18 protein-coding genes are annotated in these 14,120 nt (G+C 40.0%); 7 read left to right on the plus strand and 11 right to left on the minus strand.

The features are described 5' to 3' along the window. Positions 1-8: 8 nt before the first annotated feature. Positions 9-1,286, minus strand: coding sequence for a metal-dependent hydrolase family protein (locus KK060_RS07585; RefSeq protein ID WP_254153104.1), 1,278 nt, complete (start codon positions 1,284-1,286; stop codon positions 9-11). Position 1,287: 1 nt separating this feature from the next. Next, a complete protein-coding gene (locus KK060_RS07590; protein WP_254153105.1) occupies positions 1,288-1,683 on the minus strand; it encodes a tellurite resistance TerB family protein in 396 nt (131 codons plus the stop codon). Positions 1,684-1,762: 79 nt separating this feature from the next. Here KK060_RS07590 and KK060_RS07595 point away from each other — a divergent pair, with 79 nt between their 5' ends. Beyond that, entirely contained in the window at positions 1,763-2,362 is a 600-nt protein-coding gene (locus tag KK060_RS07595; RefSeq protein ID WP_254153106.1) for an acyl carrier protein phosphodiesterase, read from the plus strand. A gap of 514 nt (positions 2,363-2,876) precedes the next feature. Then, positions 2,877-3,239, plus strand: coding sequence for a hypothetical protein (locus KK060_RS07600; protein WP_254153107.1), 363 nt, complete (start codon positions 2,877-2,879; stop codon positions 3,237-3,239). Between the two features lie 11 nt (positions 3,240-3,250). Here the strand turns inward: KK060_RS07600 and thiL are convergent, their stop codons facing one another. Beyond that, positions 3,251-4,288, minus strand: coding sequence for a thiamine-phosphate kinase (thiL, locus tag KK060_RS07605; protein WP_254153108.1), 1,038 nt, complete (start codon positions 4,286-4,288; stop codon positions 3,251-3,253). A 128-nt stretch (positions 4,289-4,416) separates the two neighbouring features. On the opposite strand from thiL, the gene KK060_RS07610 reads away from it, so the two are divergent. Then, a complete protein-coding gene (locus KK060_RS07610) occupies positions 4,417-4,581 on the plus strand; it encodes a hypothetical protein (protein WP_254153109.1) in 165 nt (54 codons plus the stop codon). Between the two features lie 92 nt (positions 4,582-4,673). Here KK060_RS07610 and mce read toward each other — a convergent pair whose 3' ends face one another. Next, positions 4,674-5,084 (minus strand): methylmalonyl-CoA epimerase, encoded by a 411-nt coding sequence (gene mce, locus KK060_RS07615; RefSeq protein WP_254153110.1) that lies wholly within the window; start codon positions 5,082-5,084, stop codon positions 4,674-4,676. Positions 5,085-5,156: 72 nt separating this feature from the next. On the opposite strand from mce, the gene KK060_RS07620 reads away from it, so the two are divergent. Both KK060_RS07620 and KK060_RS07625 read left to right on the plus strand, forming a co-directional pair. Continuing rightward, positions 5,157-5,567 carry a hypothetical protein gene (locus KK060_RS07620; RefSeq protein WP_254153111.1) on the plus strand — a complete coding sequence of 137 codons (411 nt, stop codon included), beginning with the start codon at positions 5,157-5,159 and terminating at the stop codon, positions 5,565-5,567. Positions 5,568-5,585: 18 nt separating this feature from the next. Next, positions 5,586-5,912 (plus strand): HesB/IscA family protein, encoded by a 327-nt coding sequence (locus KK060_RS07625; RefSeq protein WP_254153112.1) that lies wholly within the window; start codon positions 5,586-5,588, stop codon positions 5,910-5,912. A gap of 53 nt (positions 5,913-5,965) precedes the next feature. Here KK060_RS07625 and KK060_RS07630 read toward each other — a convergent pair whose 3' ends face one another. The 4 genes from KK060_RS07630 to KK060_RS07645 are packed head-to-tail and all read right to left on the minus strand — an operon-like array spanning position 5,966 to position 9,103. Further along, positions 5,966-6,547: a Uma2 family endonuclease gene (locus KK060_RS07630; protein ID WP_254153113.1), complete on the minus strand. Its 582-nt coding sequence runs from the start codon at positions 6,545-6,547 to the stop codon at positions 5,966-5,968. Between the two features lie 46 nt (positions 6,548-6,593). Then, positions 6,594-7,007 carry a RidA family protein gene (locus KK060_RS07635; protein WP_254153114.1) on the minus strand — a complete coding sequence of 138 codons (414 nt, stop codon included), beginning with the start codon at positions 7,005-7,007 and terminating at the stop codon, positions 6,594-6,596. 3 nt (positions 7,008-7,010) lie between these two features. Further along, entirely contained in the window at positions 7,011-7,805 is a 795-nt protein-coding gene (locus KK060_RS07640) for a DUF4198 domain-containing protein (protein WP_254153115.1), read from the minus strand. Beyond that, the gene (locus KK060_RS07645; protein ID WP_254153116.1) at positions 7,805-9,103 is read right to left on the minus strand and encodes an aminopeptidase P family protein; all 1,299 of its coding nucleotides are present in this window, start codon (positions 9,101-9,103) and stop codon (positions 7,805-7,807) included. Before KK060_RS07645 ends, KK060_RS07640 begins: the two co-directional genes overlap by 1 nt. Before the next feature lie 87 nt (positions 9,104-9,190). On the opposite strand from KK060_RS07645, the gene KK060_RS07650 reads away from it, so the two are divergent. Further along, the gene (locus tag KK060_RS07650; RefSeq protein WP_254153117.1) at positions 9,191-10,141 is read left to right on the plus strand and encodes a nitrilase family protein; all 951 of its coding nucleotides are present in this window, start codon (positions 9,191-9,193) and stop codon (positions 10,139-10,141) included. Here KK060_RS07650 and KK060_RS07655 read toward each other — a convergent pair. Both KK060_RS07655 and KK060_RS07660 read right to left on the minus strand, forming a co-directional pair. After that, positions 10,138-10,659, minus strand: a complete 522-nt coding sequence (locus tag KK060_RS07655) for a DUF4199 domain-containing protein (RefSeq protein ID WP_254153118.1) — start codon at positions 10,657-10,659, stop codon at positions 10,138-10,140. The two genes, KK060_RS07650 and KK060_RS07655, sit on opposite strands and share 4 nt — an antisense overlap. 93 nt (positions 10,660-10,752) lie before the next feature. Beyond that, positions 10,753-11,214, minus strand: coding sequence for a DUF4199 domain-containing protein (locus KK060_RS07660; protein ID WP_254153119.1), 462 nt, complete (start codon positions 11,212-11,214; stop codon positions 10,753-10,755). 250 nt (positions 11,215-11,464) lie between these two features. Between KK060_RS07660 and KK060_RS07665 the strand changes: the two genes are divergently transcribed. Continuing rightward, a complete protein-coding gene (locus tag KK060_RS07665) occupies positions 11,465-11,752 on the plus strand; it encodes a hypothetical protein (RefSeq protein WP_254153120.1) in 288 nt (95 codons plus the stop codon). 45 nt (positions 11,753-11,797) lie between these two features. Here the strand turns inward: KK060_RS07665 and bglX are convergent, their stop codons facing one another. Beyond that, positions 11,798-14,095 (minus strand): beta-glucosidase BglX, encoded by a 2,298-nt coding sequence (bglX, locus tag KK060_RS07670; protein ID WP_254153121.1) that lies wholly within the window; start codon positions 14,093-14,095, stop codon positions 11,798-11,800. Positions 14,096-14,120: the final 25 nt, after the last annotated feature.

Below are 14,120 nucleotides of genomic sequence, written 5' to 3' on the forward strand. Positions count from 1 at the left end.
GACTATGCCTAATTTTTATAAACTACGCCATCCTTCATAACAAAGCTTACCTTTTCGAGCGTTTTAATGTTAGTAAGCGGATTTTCATCTGAAGCTACTATATCAGCCAGCTTTCCGGCTGCAATCGTACCAATTCTGTCTGCCATTCCCAATATTCCGGCATTTGTAACGGTTGCCGCCTTTATTGCCTCAATGGGTGGAATACCCGCTTCTACCATATAGGCAAATTCCTTGGCGTTATCACCATGTGGGAATACCCCGGCATCGGTACCGAAGGCAATCTTTACACCCCTTTTATATGCTTTTGCTACTGTCTGCTGAATCTGTGGGCCTATTTCAAGCGCTTTTGGAACTACCAATGGATGGTAGTATCCCGGTACTTTGGCCTGTTCGGCTACGAACTTGCCTGCAGAAATGGTTGGTACATAAAAGGTGCCTTTTTGCTTCATCAGGTCCATAATCTCATCCGTCATCTTGGTACCGTGTTCAATGGTTGTGATTCCCGCAAGCACAGCCCTTTTCATACCCTCCATACCATGGGCATGCGCGGCAGTGTGCATTCCATAATCTTTTGCAGTTTCAATTATGGCTTTTAGTTCTTCATCTGTAAACTGAGGGCCAGAGCCATCTTTAGCGATACTGAGTACGCCGCCGGTCGCGGTAATTTTGATCATATCAGAACCGTCTTTATAGCGCTGTCGTACAGCTTGTCTTGCCTCCTCGGGCGAGTTTATGACACCTTCTTTGGGACCGGGATCACCCATAAGATCTTTCCGATAGCCATTGGTAGGGTCCGCGTGCCCCCCCGTTGTTGCTATCGACTTCCCCGCGGTTATTATACGTGGACCGATCACTATCCCCTGGTTTACAGCATTACGCAATGAAATGTTAACACCAGAACCGCCAAGATCCCGCACTGTTGTAAAGCCTGCCATTAGTGTCTTTTTTGCATATAAGGTCGACCGGAATGCAATATCTGCATCATTGAAAGTGAAGCGTTGAATATTCTGATCTTTGTTTGTTTCTCCCTCCAAATGCACGTGCATATCAATGAAGCCGGGCATTACGGTTTTTGTTGAAAGATCAATGACTACATCATTACCTGATTGTTTTGTAAAGCCTCTTTCAACAGATATGATTTTGTTACCTTCTACCACAATGGTCATTTGAGGTTGTGTATTATTTCCTTTGCCATCAAGGAGGTTGCCACAATGAATGAGTGTGCGCTGGGCATAGGTGTTCAAAATAGTCAAGCAACTAATCAAAAACAGTAGACTTCTTATCATATTAATTCTTTAGAAAATTTTCGGTTATTCTTTTCAGATTGATGAGTTCACTTTCGCTCATAAAGGTTTTAACACGAAGAAGAAGATCGAACATCACTTCTTTCTTATACCCGAGCCGGGTTGCAATATCTGCGCAGAAGCGAATTTCTTCCTGATACATGCGTTCATCAATCTTCATTAACTGCACCAGGTCGTAAAGGCATTGAAATTTAGCATTGGCATCAAGGTTAACCGGAATGGCAATTTCCTCTTCCTGTTCGAAAACAGGAATTATTTGATCTGGATAGATGCCATTGGCACGACCAAGGTTAATGATAAAGTTTTTTTCTCGTTCAGCAACTTTACCATCAACTTTTGCTAGTTGAACGAGGAGTTTTAAATGTGCCAGTGGCTGCATGAATTGAAAGTAATTAAAGTTGCTGAAATATGTACATAACCTAACAACTAAATGGCAAATAACCAATACATTTATCAACATGAATTTTCTGGCGCATGCGTATTTGTCTGGGGGTAATAAAGAGATTCTGGTAGGAAACTTCATCGCTGACTTTGTAAAAGGGAAACAACAACTTGCTTTATTTGACGCGCCTATTGTTAAGGGTATAGAACTTCACCGAACAATTGATTCTTTTACTGATACCCATGCAATAGTGAGGGAAACGAAGGTAAAGCTACGCGAGAAGTACAATCATTACAGCGGTGTAATCGTTGATGTTTTCTTTGATCACTTTCTAGCGAAGAACTGGCATCATTACCATTCTGCACCTTTAACTAATTTCGCTTCTGATGTTTACAATACCATCCAAAGTTATAATGATGTACTACCTGTGGATGTCAAGTATATGCTGCCTTATATGATAAGAGGAAACTGGCTTTTGAATTATGCCAAGGTTGAAGGTGTTGCACGTACTTTATCCGGAATGGCCAATCGCACTAAATTCAGATCGAGAATGGATGAGGCCGTTGGTGAACTTGAGGAGCACTATGATTACTTTCATGCTCAGTTCGAAATGTTTTTTCCGCTTCTTGTTGCCCACGCAAAGGAATGGCTAAGGGAGAATTATAAAGCCAACTAGTTTTCTTAAACATCTTCAGTAGCCGCCTTTAAAGGGAGTTGTTTCGTTTGCGGTGAATGCCTAAAGATTATTTCCACCTTTTTACTATCAATTAACGCGGTGAGATTGTCACTATTGGCATGCTGTAATGCTGAGGTATGGCTCGTCAATGAATCCTGCCAGCACCGTGCGTGCGGTATGCGTACAGGATGCGTGCGTAAAAGGAGCGAGTTTCTCGCAGACATCTCGCACACATGGTGCTGGCATAGCGCTGGCATCGTATATTTTGAAGCTTATTACCCTGATATGGGAGGCTAGATGGGCTGAATGGATCCTAAAAATATTAAAATTTGCCGCGTATCAACTGCGGAGTATTTGCCGACTTTTGTAAAAAAGGCATGCTGGATGACTACTACAGCTAGTTTTAAATAGAGCGACTTCGGCAAGACGCATACAGTTGGGAATGATTCTATTAATAATGCTCTGACAAGCCTACTATTGGTATTGATTATTAATATTGCATTTTCGACTACTTATGCATAACGACCCAGAATTAAACGGCAAATATCTTGGCACAATTTCACGTGATTTTGTTAAGGTATCTGACACCCTGAAAGAAGCGAGTTACCAGATCAGAAAACGTGGCTTTTCTGCGTATCCGATTTTTCCGGTATGTAAAGAAGAGCAGCCCATCGGGCAGTTGCTGCTTGATAGAAAAATATTGAATATGGAATGGAACTACTATGCTTCTTATCTTGATGAATTTTCTCAAAGAGAGTTGATCAAAGAAGACGAGGAATTTAAGGCAGCCTATAAAGATCCGGACGAGTTCTGCTGTTTATTTGTAGTGGATAAGGAATTCACAAATTTTGTTTTCATTCCTTATCCTGAAGATTAATTCTATTTCACTTAGTTCTCTTTAAAGTGGTTCCAGCCCTGCGCTTTTAACGGAACAAAATTATTTTGCTTGGTGATCATCACGTTCTCACTCTTACGGTCGTGCATATAGCCGATCATATGAATATCCGGATGTTTATTGATTTTCTCCTGATCTTCTTTACGTATTGTAAATAATAGCTCATAATCCTCCCCGCCATTGAGCGCACAGGTTACAGGATCGAGGTTAAATTCAATAGCAGTTTCATAAGCCTGGTGGTCTACAGGAACTTTGTCTTCATAAATTCTAACGCCCACCCCTGAATGATTTGAAAGGTGAAGAAGCTCGGATGCAAGACCATCAGAAACATCAATCATAGATGTTGGAATAACTTTAGCATCTTCGAGATCAAAAACAATGTCTGTTCTTGCTTCTGGTTTTAACTGGCGCCCTACCAGATAATTATATTTTTCGATGTTTGGCTGCATGTTAGGATCTGCAAGAAATACCTGCTTTTCACGTTCCAGCACCTGTAAGCCAAGAAATGCTGCCCCCAAATCGCCGGTAACGCATATAATATCGTTTGCCTTTGCCCCAGAACGATAAGCGATTTTTTCAGCGGGAGCGCGACCAATAACCGTAACAGAAATTACGAGACCTGATACAGAAGAAGTAGTATCACCTCCGATTAAATCCACTTTATAGTTTTCGCAAGCTGCTTTAATGCCGTTGTATAGCGTTTCTACTGCTTCCAATGAAAATCTGTTGCTTAAGGCTAGACTTACAGTGACCTGTTCAGCCTTTCCATTCATAGCAGCTATGTCCGACACATTTACCGCAATGGCTTTGTAACCAAGATGTTGTAAGGGAACGTAGGAAAGATCAAAATGAATTCCTTCAATCAACATATCCGTTGAAACTAATAAATTATCGTTACCTGCTGCTATTACCGCAGCATCATCACCGATACCTGTAAGAGAGGTTGAATTAGTTAAGGTAAAATTTTTGGTTATTCTGTTTATCAGGCCAAACTCGCCCAATTCGTCTATCTCGTGTCGTTTTTCGCTCATAATGGTTTATTAATAATCAGCACTTAGCGGCTTTAAATACCACTCATCCGCAAAAGTAAGATTAACACATATAAAGATTATAATTATTCAATAAGCAGCTGTATATATGCATAAACAAACAGCTGGTTATGAAAAAGGTAGTGGGAATTTTAGTTATAACATCAATAGTTTTTGGTGCCTGTAGTGGCTCAAAGCCCTACTACAAAACTGCAGAAGGCAAACGTAAACAAAAATATTACAACGATATTCAGTTTGGCGGAAAAAGCGCCAGCACAATGAAAAAATCTTTCTGATTTAGTCATTGTTTAGATTTTTGCTAGTGGGGTTTAAAACAAAGGACTGTGTATAGTTATACCAGTCCTTTTTTCTTTGCAAAATGGCTTTGCTAGCTTTCTCTTTTAATCTCTTCGCACAGCTCTATAAGCACACCGTTTGTTGATTTTGGATGCAGAAAACAGATCATTTTGTTATCAGCTCCTTTTTTTGGCTCTTTATTAATGAGCTCGAAGCCCTTGTTCTGGTAATCGGACATGCATTTTTTGATATCAGTTACCTCAAAAGCAAGGTGGTGAATGCCTTCACCCTTTTTTTCTATGAATTTAGCTATTGGAGAATCGGGCCTGGTGGCCTCAAGAAGCTCTATTTTTACTCCTGAAATATTGAAAAAAGCTGTACGAACCCCTTCTGATTCAACTTCTTCAACTTTGTAATGATCAGTTCCTAACAGTCCGGCAAATAACTTGTTTGCCTGGTCCATATTTTTAACAGCAATACCTATATGCTCGAGTTTGTCCATAATTGGTTAACTTTGAAGATCAAAAAAGAAACTTTTTAAGATAATCAAAAGTTTTATTGGAACTTTCATACCATGATTGAAACAATTAGCGAAATGCACGTAGAGGCTGCGCGGATCCAGCAAGAAATCAAAGATCACTTAGGTTTACGTACTTCTGACCTTGTTTTTGAGTATTCAAACGTAGACGGGAAGGTGAAGCTGGATTTGATTACCATTAATCCGCGGCATAACCAGGCATTTTTATTTCACACGGTAACTGCTACTGATAAGGTAGATGCGTTGAAGAAAATGCTGGAGTACGTTCAGAATTATAAGGAAAAAGAGAATTCTTATACTATTCAGTGGGTTGCAAAAAACGAAACGGAGCTTCACACTTCGTATTTTAAAGCCGGCAACATTATGGATGCCCTGCAGAAATTATATTACGGCAGGGATATGAATACCATCACAGTTTTTAGCGTAGTATTGAATCCAATTTCATAAAATTATTGTTATAAGGATATGATAAGTGTAACTGACAAAGCAAAACAGCGGATTGTTGAATTAAGAAAGGAAGAAAACCATTCTGATAACCACAACATCAGGGTTTCTGTAAAAGGTGGTGGTTGTTCTGGTTTAATGTATGATCTCGGTTTTGACGATAAGATCAATCCTGCTGACCAGGTATTTGAAGACAAAGGTGTTAAAATACTGGTGGATAAGAAGAGCTTACTTTACCTATTGGGAACAACGCTTGATTTTTCAGATGGTTTGAATGGAAAAGGTTTTCAGTTTATCAATCCGAATGCAACAAGAACATGTGGTTGCGGTGAAAGTTTTTCAGTTTAACACGAAGATAGAGAGATAAGACTAGTTTATAAAGGCACCTGCAAAGGTGCCTTTTATTTTAATAGGGTAAGATCCAATACAAAGCCATCTACGGGACCTTCGCCTAACACTTTCTGATCAAACCCTTCAATTTTTATTTCCTCTTTAACATCTGGTTTAAACACATATACAATCTCTTCAACAGGATCGATCAACCATCCTAACAAGGCGCCATTTTTTAGCCATGCTTTCATCTTCGCTTTAAGGTCGGGCAAATGATCAGTCTTAGATTTTACCTCTATTATAAATTCAGGACATATGGGAGCAAATCTATTTTTCTCATCCTCTGATAAGTTGTGCCACTTATCCTTACTCACCCAAGAAGCGTCTGGGGAGTAAACTGAATTATCGGGTAGTGTAAAACCTGTAGAAGAATCAAACACCTCACCTGCTTTTTGTTGAATATTCCAATTAGAAAGCTGCCTTAAAATTTCAGTGTTGTATTTTCCTGTTAGAGAGGTTGTAGGAGACATAATTATTATCTGTTGGCTGCTATTTCTTTCAATACGCAATTGCGGATTTTCTGAACAAAATCTGAAGAACTCCTCATCCGTCATGCTGCCGGTAACACTGTCTTTTAATACAAATACATCCATAATCAATCAGCTTTGTATAAAATTACGAATTTCGATTTGATTTTGTTCAGATTGTGGCAATACACTTCATCTCTATGGCAATAGGCGTTGGTAGTGCATTAACTTCTACTGTTGTACGGCAGGGTTGGTTTTCCTTGAAGTACTCTGCGTAAATTTTATTGTATACAGGGAAATCGTTTTTCATGTTAGTTAGAAATACCGTTACATCGACAAGGTTCTCCCAACGCGATCCTGAAGCTTCAAGAATATGTCGCACATTTTGAAAAACACTATGACATTGCTCTTCAATGTTGTAAGAAGTAATGTTCCCTTCTTCATCCAATGTTACTCCAGGAATTTCTTTAGAGCCACGCTTACGTGGACCAACTCCCGATAGGAAAAGAAGATTGCCCACCTTTCTTGCATGGGGGTAAAGCCCTACTGGCTCAGGCGCTTTATCAGCATTTATTCTGTCTTCCATATTTTATTTTACTCCAAAAACTAAACTACCCCAATAACTTTCCCAGTCTGCCTTTGGATCTTTTGAAGGTTCTATAACAACTACACTAACCATCCAGGCACCGGGATTAGTAATTCTTGCTTCAATTGTACCGTCTTGTTGAGAATAAATGTTTTGCACCGTTGTGCGATTGTTATACCTGTTCCATACCCTAACCTTTGCACCAAATAATGGTCTGTCTTTAAAAAGTATTTTATAGGATATGGGAGAACCCACTTTAAGATTGTAAGGATTTTGCAACGGAATAATCTCAATTGGAAGTCCAACCACTTTGGCATACGTATCATCTCGCCTTTCGCCGACCTGAACGAGAAGTTTGCTGTAACGCGAGTAGAACTCCCTGGCACTATCTTCTAAAAGATTATTTTTCTCCCTGTGATAATACGCATCATCCAAACCGTCTTCCTGGAGATAGCTATTAAATTTCTCGCCCTCAAGAACACTGAATGCTTTGTTGCTTTGCATTACAATCATAGCCGTTCCTTCAACCAATGGCGATTCTTCTAATACACCATGCTCACCTGGTGTAACCTGTTTAAGTACATTCTTTACCTTGTTATTCTGATGAATCTCTAACCTATCAATTCTGTGTCTGGCTAAATTCCATGGCTCACCCATGAAGTTCTCTCCTACTCTAAACGCTACTTTAAGTTGGTCGCCAGGTGAATAAAAGAACCTCTCTGGCTGCAGCCAGAATTCGTGACCGCTAGCCACCGAGGCTACAACAAACAAACAAATCAATAGGGATAACTTCTTCATTATTTAGAATTCATGATCTCTTCGATTTCCTCAACTTCAATTGGAATATTCTTCATCAGATCATGCACACCATTTTCAGTTATTACTACGTTGTTTTCTATTCTCACGCCAAGGCCTTCTTCTTTAATGTAAATTCCAGGCTCTATTGTCCATACCATTCCGGCTTTCATTTTCTGATACATGCTTCCTACATCGTGTACATCAAGACCAAGCATGTGGGATGTTCCGTGCATGTAATACTTAAAGAACAAAGGCTTATCAGGATTCTGCTTTTTTATATCTTCTCTGTCAAGGAGTTTCAAGTTAACTAGCTCTGCTTCTATTAACTTTTGAATCTCCTTGTGATAATCGTAATAAATTACCCCTGGTTTTAACATCTGCATCGCTGCACGATGTACTCGCAACACAGCATTATATACATCTTTTTGCCGTTGTGTAAATCTACCGTTTACTGGTATGGTACGCGTGAGGTCTGCGTTATAGTTTGCAAACTCCGCACCTACATCCAACAAAAGGACGTCGCCATCTTTACATTCTTTTTTATTTTCAATGTAATGGAGAACACATGAGTCGCTACCTGAAGCAATGATAGGTTCATAAGCAAAACCACGCGATCCATTTCTTAAAAATTCATGAGCATACTCTGCTTCGATTTCGTATTCTTTTACACCGGGCTTTACAAATTTCAAAACTCTTCTAAATGCCTTTTCAGTAATGTCACATGCTTTCTGCATGAGATCTATTTCAAACTGAGATTTAACACTTCTGAGATCATGTAAGATGGGCGCCAGTCTTTCGTACTTATGAAGCGGATATTTTTGCTGGCAGAATTTAATGAACCTGGCATCTCGGCTTTCTACGGAAGGATCAGCACGGTAGTGGTCATTTGTGTTCAGGTATACGTGCTCTACGTTACCCATTACCATCATGGTATTAAATAGCTTAGGGAATTCTGACAGCCATAATACGGTTTCAATTCCTGTGGCTGCGCGTGCCTCTTCTTTGGTTAGTTTATGTCCTTCCCAGGTTGCGATATGTTCATTTGTTTCGCGAAGGAAGAGCACTTCGTGGTATTTCTTTTCAGGAAAATCGGGACAAAGAACAAGGATAGTTTCCTCCTGGTCGACCCCTGAAAGATAGAAGAGGTCAGAATTTTGGCGGAAGCGCATGGTGCCATCAGAATTGGTGGGCATTACGTCATTGGCGTTAAGAACGACAACTGAGTTTGACTTCAGCTTACCTACTAAGTTTTTGCGGTTGTTTACAAATAGATCCTTATTAATTTTTCCGTATCGCATAAGTCTGTTTAAAGTCCTCAAAAATAAAGATTTTGTACCTTCATCAACTATCGCTAATGTTAAACTGTTAAGTTTCAAAGAAAAGGTATGGATAATATAAAGATCAGCACGGTACAATTTGAAAACAGAAGTGATGACAAAGCTTATAATTTGGCCATTATCAGAGAATATGCTGCGAAGGCCTCGGAGCAAGGAGCGCATGCGGTGGCTTTCCATGAATGTTCTATAACCGGTTATACTTTTGCCCGACATCTTACAAAGGAGCAAATGCTGGAACTGTCTGAATTTATTCCTGAAGGAGAAAGCATACGAGCGCTTCAGAAAATAGCTGCTACTTACAATATTGTTGTTCTGGCCGGTCTATTCGAAAAAGATAGGGAGGATAAAATTTATAAGGCTTATGTATGTGTTGGCAAAGATGGACTGATTGCCAATCACAGAAAAATCCATCCGTTTATTAATCCTCACATTACCCCGGGAAATAAGTATACAGTATTTGAAATTAATGGGTGGAAATGCGGCATCCTGATCTGTTACGACAATAATATTATAGAAAATGTAAGGGCTACCCGACTGCTCGGAGCGGAGGTTATCTTTATGCCTCATGTAACAATGTGTACGCCTTCTACAAGACCAGGAGCAGGCTTTGTAGATCCGAAACTATGGTATAACCGCGTTAATGATCCTACGTCACTTAGAGTTGAATTTGACGGACTAAAAGGAAGAGCATGGCTTATGAAATGGCTGCCAGCAAGAGCTTATGATAATGCTATTTATGTAGTCTTCTCAAATCCTATTGGAATGGATGATGATCAGTTAAAGAATGGTTGTTCAATGATAGTTGATCCGTTCGGAGATGTTATTGCTGAATGTCGGGCACTTGATAACGACATGGTTTCAGCAACGTTAACAAAAGAAAAACTTATACAGGCAGGAGGAAACAGGTATATAAAAGCAAGACGCCCTGAGCTATACGGATCCATATTAGGACAATCGCATAACTCAGAGCAGAAAGTTGTCTGGATGAAAAACCCTTAAGTTCTTTGTGGCATTTGATGGCCTCTCATAGGCTCTACTTTTTCCGGCAGTTTATCAGCCACTCTGTCTACAGCAGGAGTATCTGTTGCTAAGAAGTTAGCAAAGAGATAAACCAACAATGCATTTGAAAATACTCCCTCAAAGAACACTGCTGCTGAAGCAATGTATGGATCGAGATAGTAGCCTAATGGTTGGTTCTCTGCAAGAGAGCTCATCAGGTTTTTATCAAGGTTCAAATACACGAACAGAAAGACAGTAAACGTAGCAACGCCTACAAGAACTGTTGAACATCCTATAACTAATGCATTGAAATAATCAAGCTTACCATTGTGTGTACGCTTAAATTGTTTCAGCGCAAAGTAAACGCCTGCCATCACAATAGCCAGGTTTAGAAATCGCAGGGCAATTACATTAACCAAACCAGCTGCATACATTATAAAGAAATAAACAATAAGACCCAGAGCGATTATCGTTCCGTAGATCTCGGGTATTCTAGTCGCACGATTCCAAATATTCATAACCCAATTATTTTTTCCCCTTATTTCAAAAAAAGTATGCCATCCGAAATAAATCAGATGGCATACTGGATTTGGGCAAGTGTATTTCTTTGTTTATCCCTGAGGAACGTTTACTTCATCGGTATGAACGTAGTTAATCAAAATGAATGTAACCAGCAGACCTGAGAACAAGCCTTCAAGCGCTACAATGAAGGATACCATATATGGATTCAGGTATCTGCCCATTGGCTCATTTACACGAATAGATTCCATGAGACTTGCATCTAACTGGACATAGGCAAAAAGGAATAGCGCGAATATCAAACTTCCTATTGCGCCAGTAGCTACTCCGGTAATAAGTGCCCTAAAATAATTTAGCCGATCTTCATGAGTCTTCTTAAACCTCTTCAGGGCAGCATAAACACCCGCAACAAGAATTAAAAGGTTTAACAAGCGAAGCTCGACCTGATGAGACAACCCTATCATTTGCATGACAAGAAAGTAGAAGATCAAACCAATGGCGATTCTTACGCCATAACTTTCGGGAATGCGTTCTGGATCATTAAAGTAGTTCATAGGAATGGGATAAGTAGTACTCTAATATTGGAAATTCCGGCGGCATTTCAAACGTTTTCCGTAACTAAGTTGTAATGATTCTTGGTTGAGCCGAAGATACACGCAGATTACTTTTGTTTGAAGCTTTAATATTTAAAGGATTTGGCTTAAAGTGTTACTTAAAAACTCAAATAATTTTAGATTTATTGAGTTCATTACAAAACGATATTAACAATTAGGTTTATTTGACTTCCGATAGAAAATAAATGTTATGACATATTCTGAATTTACCTCATCACTAAAGGAAAGCATGCCCCCAGAAGGTTTATCTGATGTATTAAAAGCACTATGGTATGATGGGAAGGAAGATTGGAATGCATCTCATGACATTGCACAGGATATTCATACACGGGAAGGCTCGTTGATACATGCCTACCTTCATCGAAAAGAAGGTGACTTGGGAAATGCATCGTATTGGTACAGCCGCGCGGGTAAACCTGTTTGCAAGATATCCTTACAGGAAGAATGGGAACAGCTTGTCAAAGAGTTTTTAAAATAAGGTGAAAAGCCCTTCTGGCTTTTCACCCATTCTTTTGTTAAGTTTCTATTTTAAGTTAAAATCAGCGTGCTTTACATCCCTAGAATTGCCACCAACAAAAACTGTAAACTTTCCTGGTTCCGATCCGAAAGACATATCTTTTCTGTAAAAGGATAAATCGCTATTGGTAAGTGTAAAAGTGACATCTCTAGACTCCCCAGCTTTTAGTAATATTTTCTGAAAGCCTTTCAGTTCTTTTACAGGTCTAGTAACACTTCCTGAAATGTCTCTTACATACAATTGAACTACTTCCTCCCCATCTACACTGCCTTTGTTAGTCACAGTGCATGTTACTGTAAGTTTATCAGACGTTGATATCTCTGAACTGTTAAGCTTGGGCTCGCTATATTCAAATGTTGTATAGCTAAGACCAAAACCAAAAGGATAAAGCGGATCATTTGGTACATCAAGGTAACGAGACTTGTACTTATCGAGCATTTCTCCTCCATAAGGACGCCCTGTGTTTTTCATGCTGTAGTAAATAGGAACCTGACCTACTTCACGAGGGAACGTAGCTGTAATCTTTCCTGAGGGGTTGTAAGCACCAAAAAGTACATCTGCTATTGCATTACCTGCCTCTGTTCCGGCAAACCATGTTTCAAGTATTGCATCTGCATTTTCATCTTCCCATGAAATAGCCAAAGGTCTTCCGCTCATCAGAACAATTACAAGAGGCTTACCTGTTTGTTTCAACGCCTTTAAAAGATCGAGTTGTTTACCCGGAATATTAAGTTCTGCACGGCTTGCAGCTTCACCTGTCATACCTTGCGACTCTCCTACAACAGCAACAACAACATCAGAACCTTTGGCTACGTCAACAGCCTCCTGTATCATTTGCTCAGAAGATCTTGTATCTATATCAAGATCTCCCCCGTGCGCATTTAAGCGTTTAACAAGCACCTCGTCATCAGTGATGTTTGCGCCTTTAGCATAATTTATTTTCACTGAATTACCTACTGCGTTTCGAATACCTTGCTCAACACTCACTGCCTTCTTCCAATCACCGGCGCCACTCCAGTTTCCAATCATATCCCGCTGACTCTTTGCTAAAGGACCGACCAAAGCAATTGAGCCCGTCTTTTTTAATGGTAATGCGTTGTTCGTGTTCTTTAACAACACCATGCTTCTGCGCGCAATATCTCTCGCTGCATCGCGGTATTCTTTCTTCATCAATGTTTGAGAAGCACGTTGATTATCAACATAACGATAAGGGTCATCAAAAAGTCCTAATTTAAACTTTGCTTCAAGCACTCTTTTACACGCATCATTTATTTGTGACTCTGTTACCTTACCCTCTTTAACTAATTGCGGCAAATTATTAAGGAATACCTCTCCTACCATATCCATATCGTTACCTGCCTTTAATGCAAGCTCGGCGGCCTCTTTCTCATCTGCGGCAATACCATGCGGCACCAGTTCATTTAAAGCTGTGTAGTCTGTTGCAACCAAACCTGTGAAGCCCCATTGCTTTCTCAATACATCGGTTAACAACCATTGATTTGCTGCTGCAGGAATACCGTTAATGTCATTGAACGATGACATCACAGAACCAGAACCTGCATCAATAGCTGCCTTATAGGGAACAAGATACTCCTGACGCATGGTGCGTTCACTCATGTCTACTGTGTGGTAATCACGGCCAGCCTGTGCGGCACCATACAACGCGAAGTGCTTTACACAAGCCATTACGGTATTGGCGAGCGTAAGATCATTACCCTGATATCCTCTAACCATTGCTTCTGCCACACGGGCACCATAAAAAGGATCTTCGCCAGCACTTTCTGCGATGCGGCCCCAACGCGGATCGCGTGATATATCTACCATTGGAGAATAAACCCAGTTCAAACCATCAGCGCTTGCTTCATCGCCAGCAATGCGTGCGCTTCTTTCAATGGCCTGAAGATCCCAGCTAGCAGAAAGCCCCAATGGAATTGGAAAGATTGTTCTATGTCCATGGATGACATCATAGCCAAATAACAAAGGGATTTTTAGTCGTGTTTTTTCAACCGCCATTTGTTGAAGTTTTCTAACAGCAACAGGAGTAAATGTATTAAACACACCTCCTACAAGTCCTTTTTGAATTTTCTCCTCTACATTCTTGCTTACGATAGGCCCTGTTACATCAAACCCAACAGAGACAAGATTAAGCTGTCCAATCTTTTCTTCTAGTGTCATCTGGCCCATCAACTGATTGACAAATGTGTTCATGTCCTTAGGCTGAGCTGGCGCAGCGCCTTTCTTCTTTTGAGCAAAAGAAGTACAGAATGAAATAAGTATGATAAAAATGATTAAAGTTTGTTTCATACGATTAGTTTATAATTCTCCTGTT

It is taken from the genome of Chryseosolibacter indicum (assembly GCF_018598585.1).
GTDB lineage: Bacteria > Bacteroidota > Bacteroidia > Cytophagales > Cyclobacteriaceae > Chryseosolibacter > Chryseosolibacter indicus.

Excerpts from the sequence above, each read along its gene's own strand:
- KK060_RS07585 (WP_254153104.1), bottom strand. The coding sequence starts at position 1,286 with ATGATAAGAAGTCTACTGTTTTTGATTAGTTGCTTGACTATTTTGAAC.
- KK060_RS07590 (WP_254153105.1), bottom strand. The coding sequence starts at position 1,683 with ATGCAGCCACTGGCACATTTAAAACTCCTCGTTCAACTAGCAAAAGTT.
- KK060_RS07595 (WP_254153106.1), top strand. The coding sequence starts at position 1,763 with ATGAATTTTCTGGCGCATGCGTATTTGTCTGGGGGTAATAAAGAGATT.
- KK060_RS07600 (WP_254153107.1), top strand. The coding sequence starts at position 2,877 with ATGCATAACGACCCAGAATTAAACGGCAAATATCTTGGCACAATTTCA.
- thiL (WP_254153108.1), bottom strand. The coding sequence starts at position 4,288 with ATGAGCGAAAAACGACACGAGATAGACGAATTGGGCGAGTTTGGCCTG.
- KK060_RS07610 (WP_254153109.1), top strand. The coding sequence starts at position 4,417 with ATGAAAAAGGTAGTGGGAATTTTAGTTATAACATCAATAGTTTTTGGT.
- mce (WP_254153110.1), bottom strand. The coding sequence starts at position 5,084 with ATGGACAAACTCGAGCATATAGGTATTGCTGTTAAAAATATGGACCAG.
- KK060_RS07620 (WP_254153111.1), top strand. The coding sequence starts at position 5,157 with ATGATTGAAACAATTAGCGAAATGCACGTAGAGGCTGCGCGGATCCAG.
- KK060_RS07625 (WP_254153112.1), top strand. The coding sequence starts at position 5,586 with ATGATAAGTGTAACTGACAAAGCAAAACAGCGGATTGTTGAATTAAGA.
- KK060_RS07630 (WP_254153113.1), bottom strand. The coding sequence starts at position 6,547 with ATGGATGTATTTGTATTAAAAGACAGTGTTACCGGCAGCATGACGGAT.
- KK060_RS07635 (WP_254153114.1), bottom strand. The coding sequence starts at position 7,007 with ATGGAAGACAGAATAAATGCTGATAAAGCGCCTGAGCCAGTAGGGCTT.
- KK060_RS07640 (WP_254153115.1), bottom strand. The coding sequence starts at position 7,805 with ATGAAGAAGTTATCCCTATTGATTTGTTTGTTTGTTGTAGCCTCGGTG.
- KK060_RS07645 (WP_254153116.1), bottom strand. The coding sequence starts at position 9,103 with ATGCGATACGGAAAAATTAATAAGGATCTATTTGTAAACAACCGCAAA.
- KK060_RS07650 (WP_254153117.1), top strand. The coding sequence starts at position 9,191 with ATGGATAATATAAAGATCAGCACGGTACAATTTGAAAACAGAAGTGAT.
- KK060_RS07655 (WP_254153118.1), bottom strand. The coding sequence starts at position 10,659 with ATGAATATTTGGAATCGTGCGACTAGAATACCCGAGATCTACGGAACG.
- KK060_RS07660 (WP_254153119.1), bottom strand. The coding sequence starts at position 11,214 with ATGAACTACTTTAATGATCCAGAACGCATTCCCGAAAGTTATGGCGTA.
- KK060_RS07665 (WP_254153120.1), top strand. The coding sequence starts at position 11,465 with ATGACATATTCTGAATTTACCTCATCACTAAAGGAAAGCATGCCCCCA.
- bglX (WP_254153121.1), bottom strand. The coding sequence starts at position 14,095 with ATGAAACAAACTTTAATCATTTTTATCATACTTATTTCATTCTGTACT.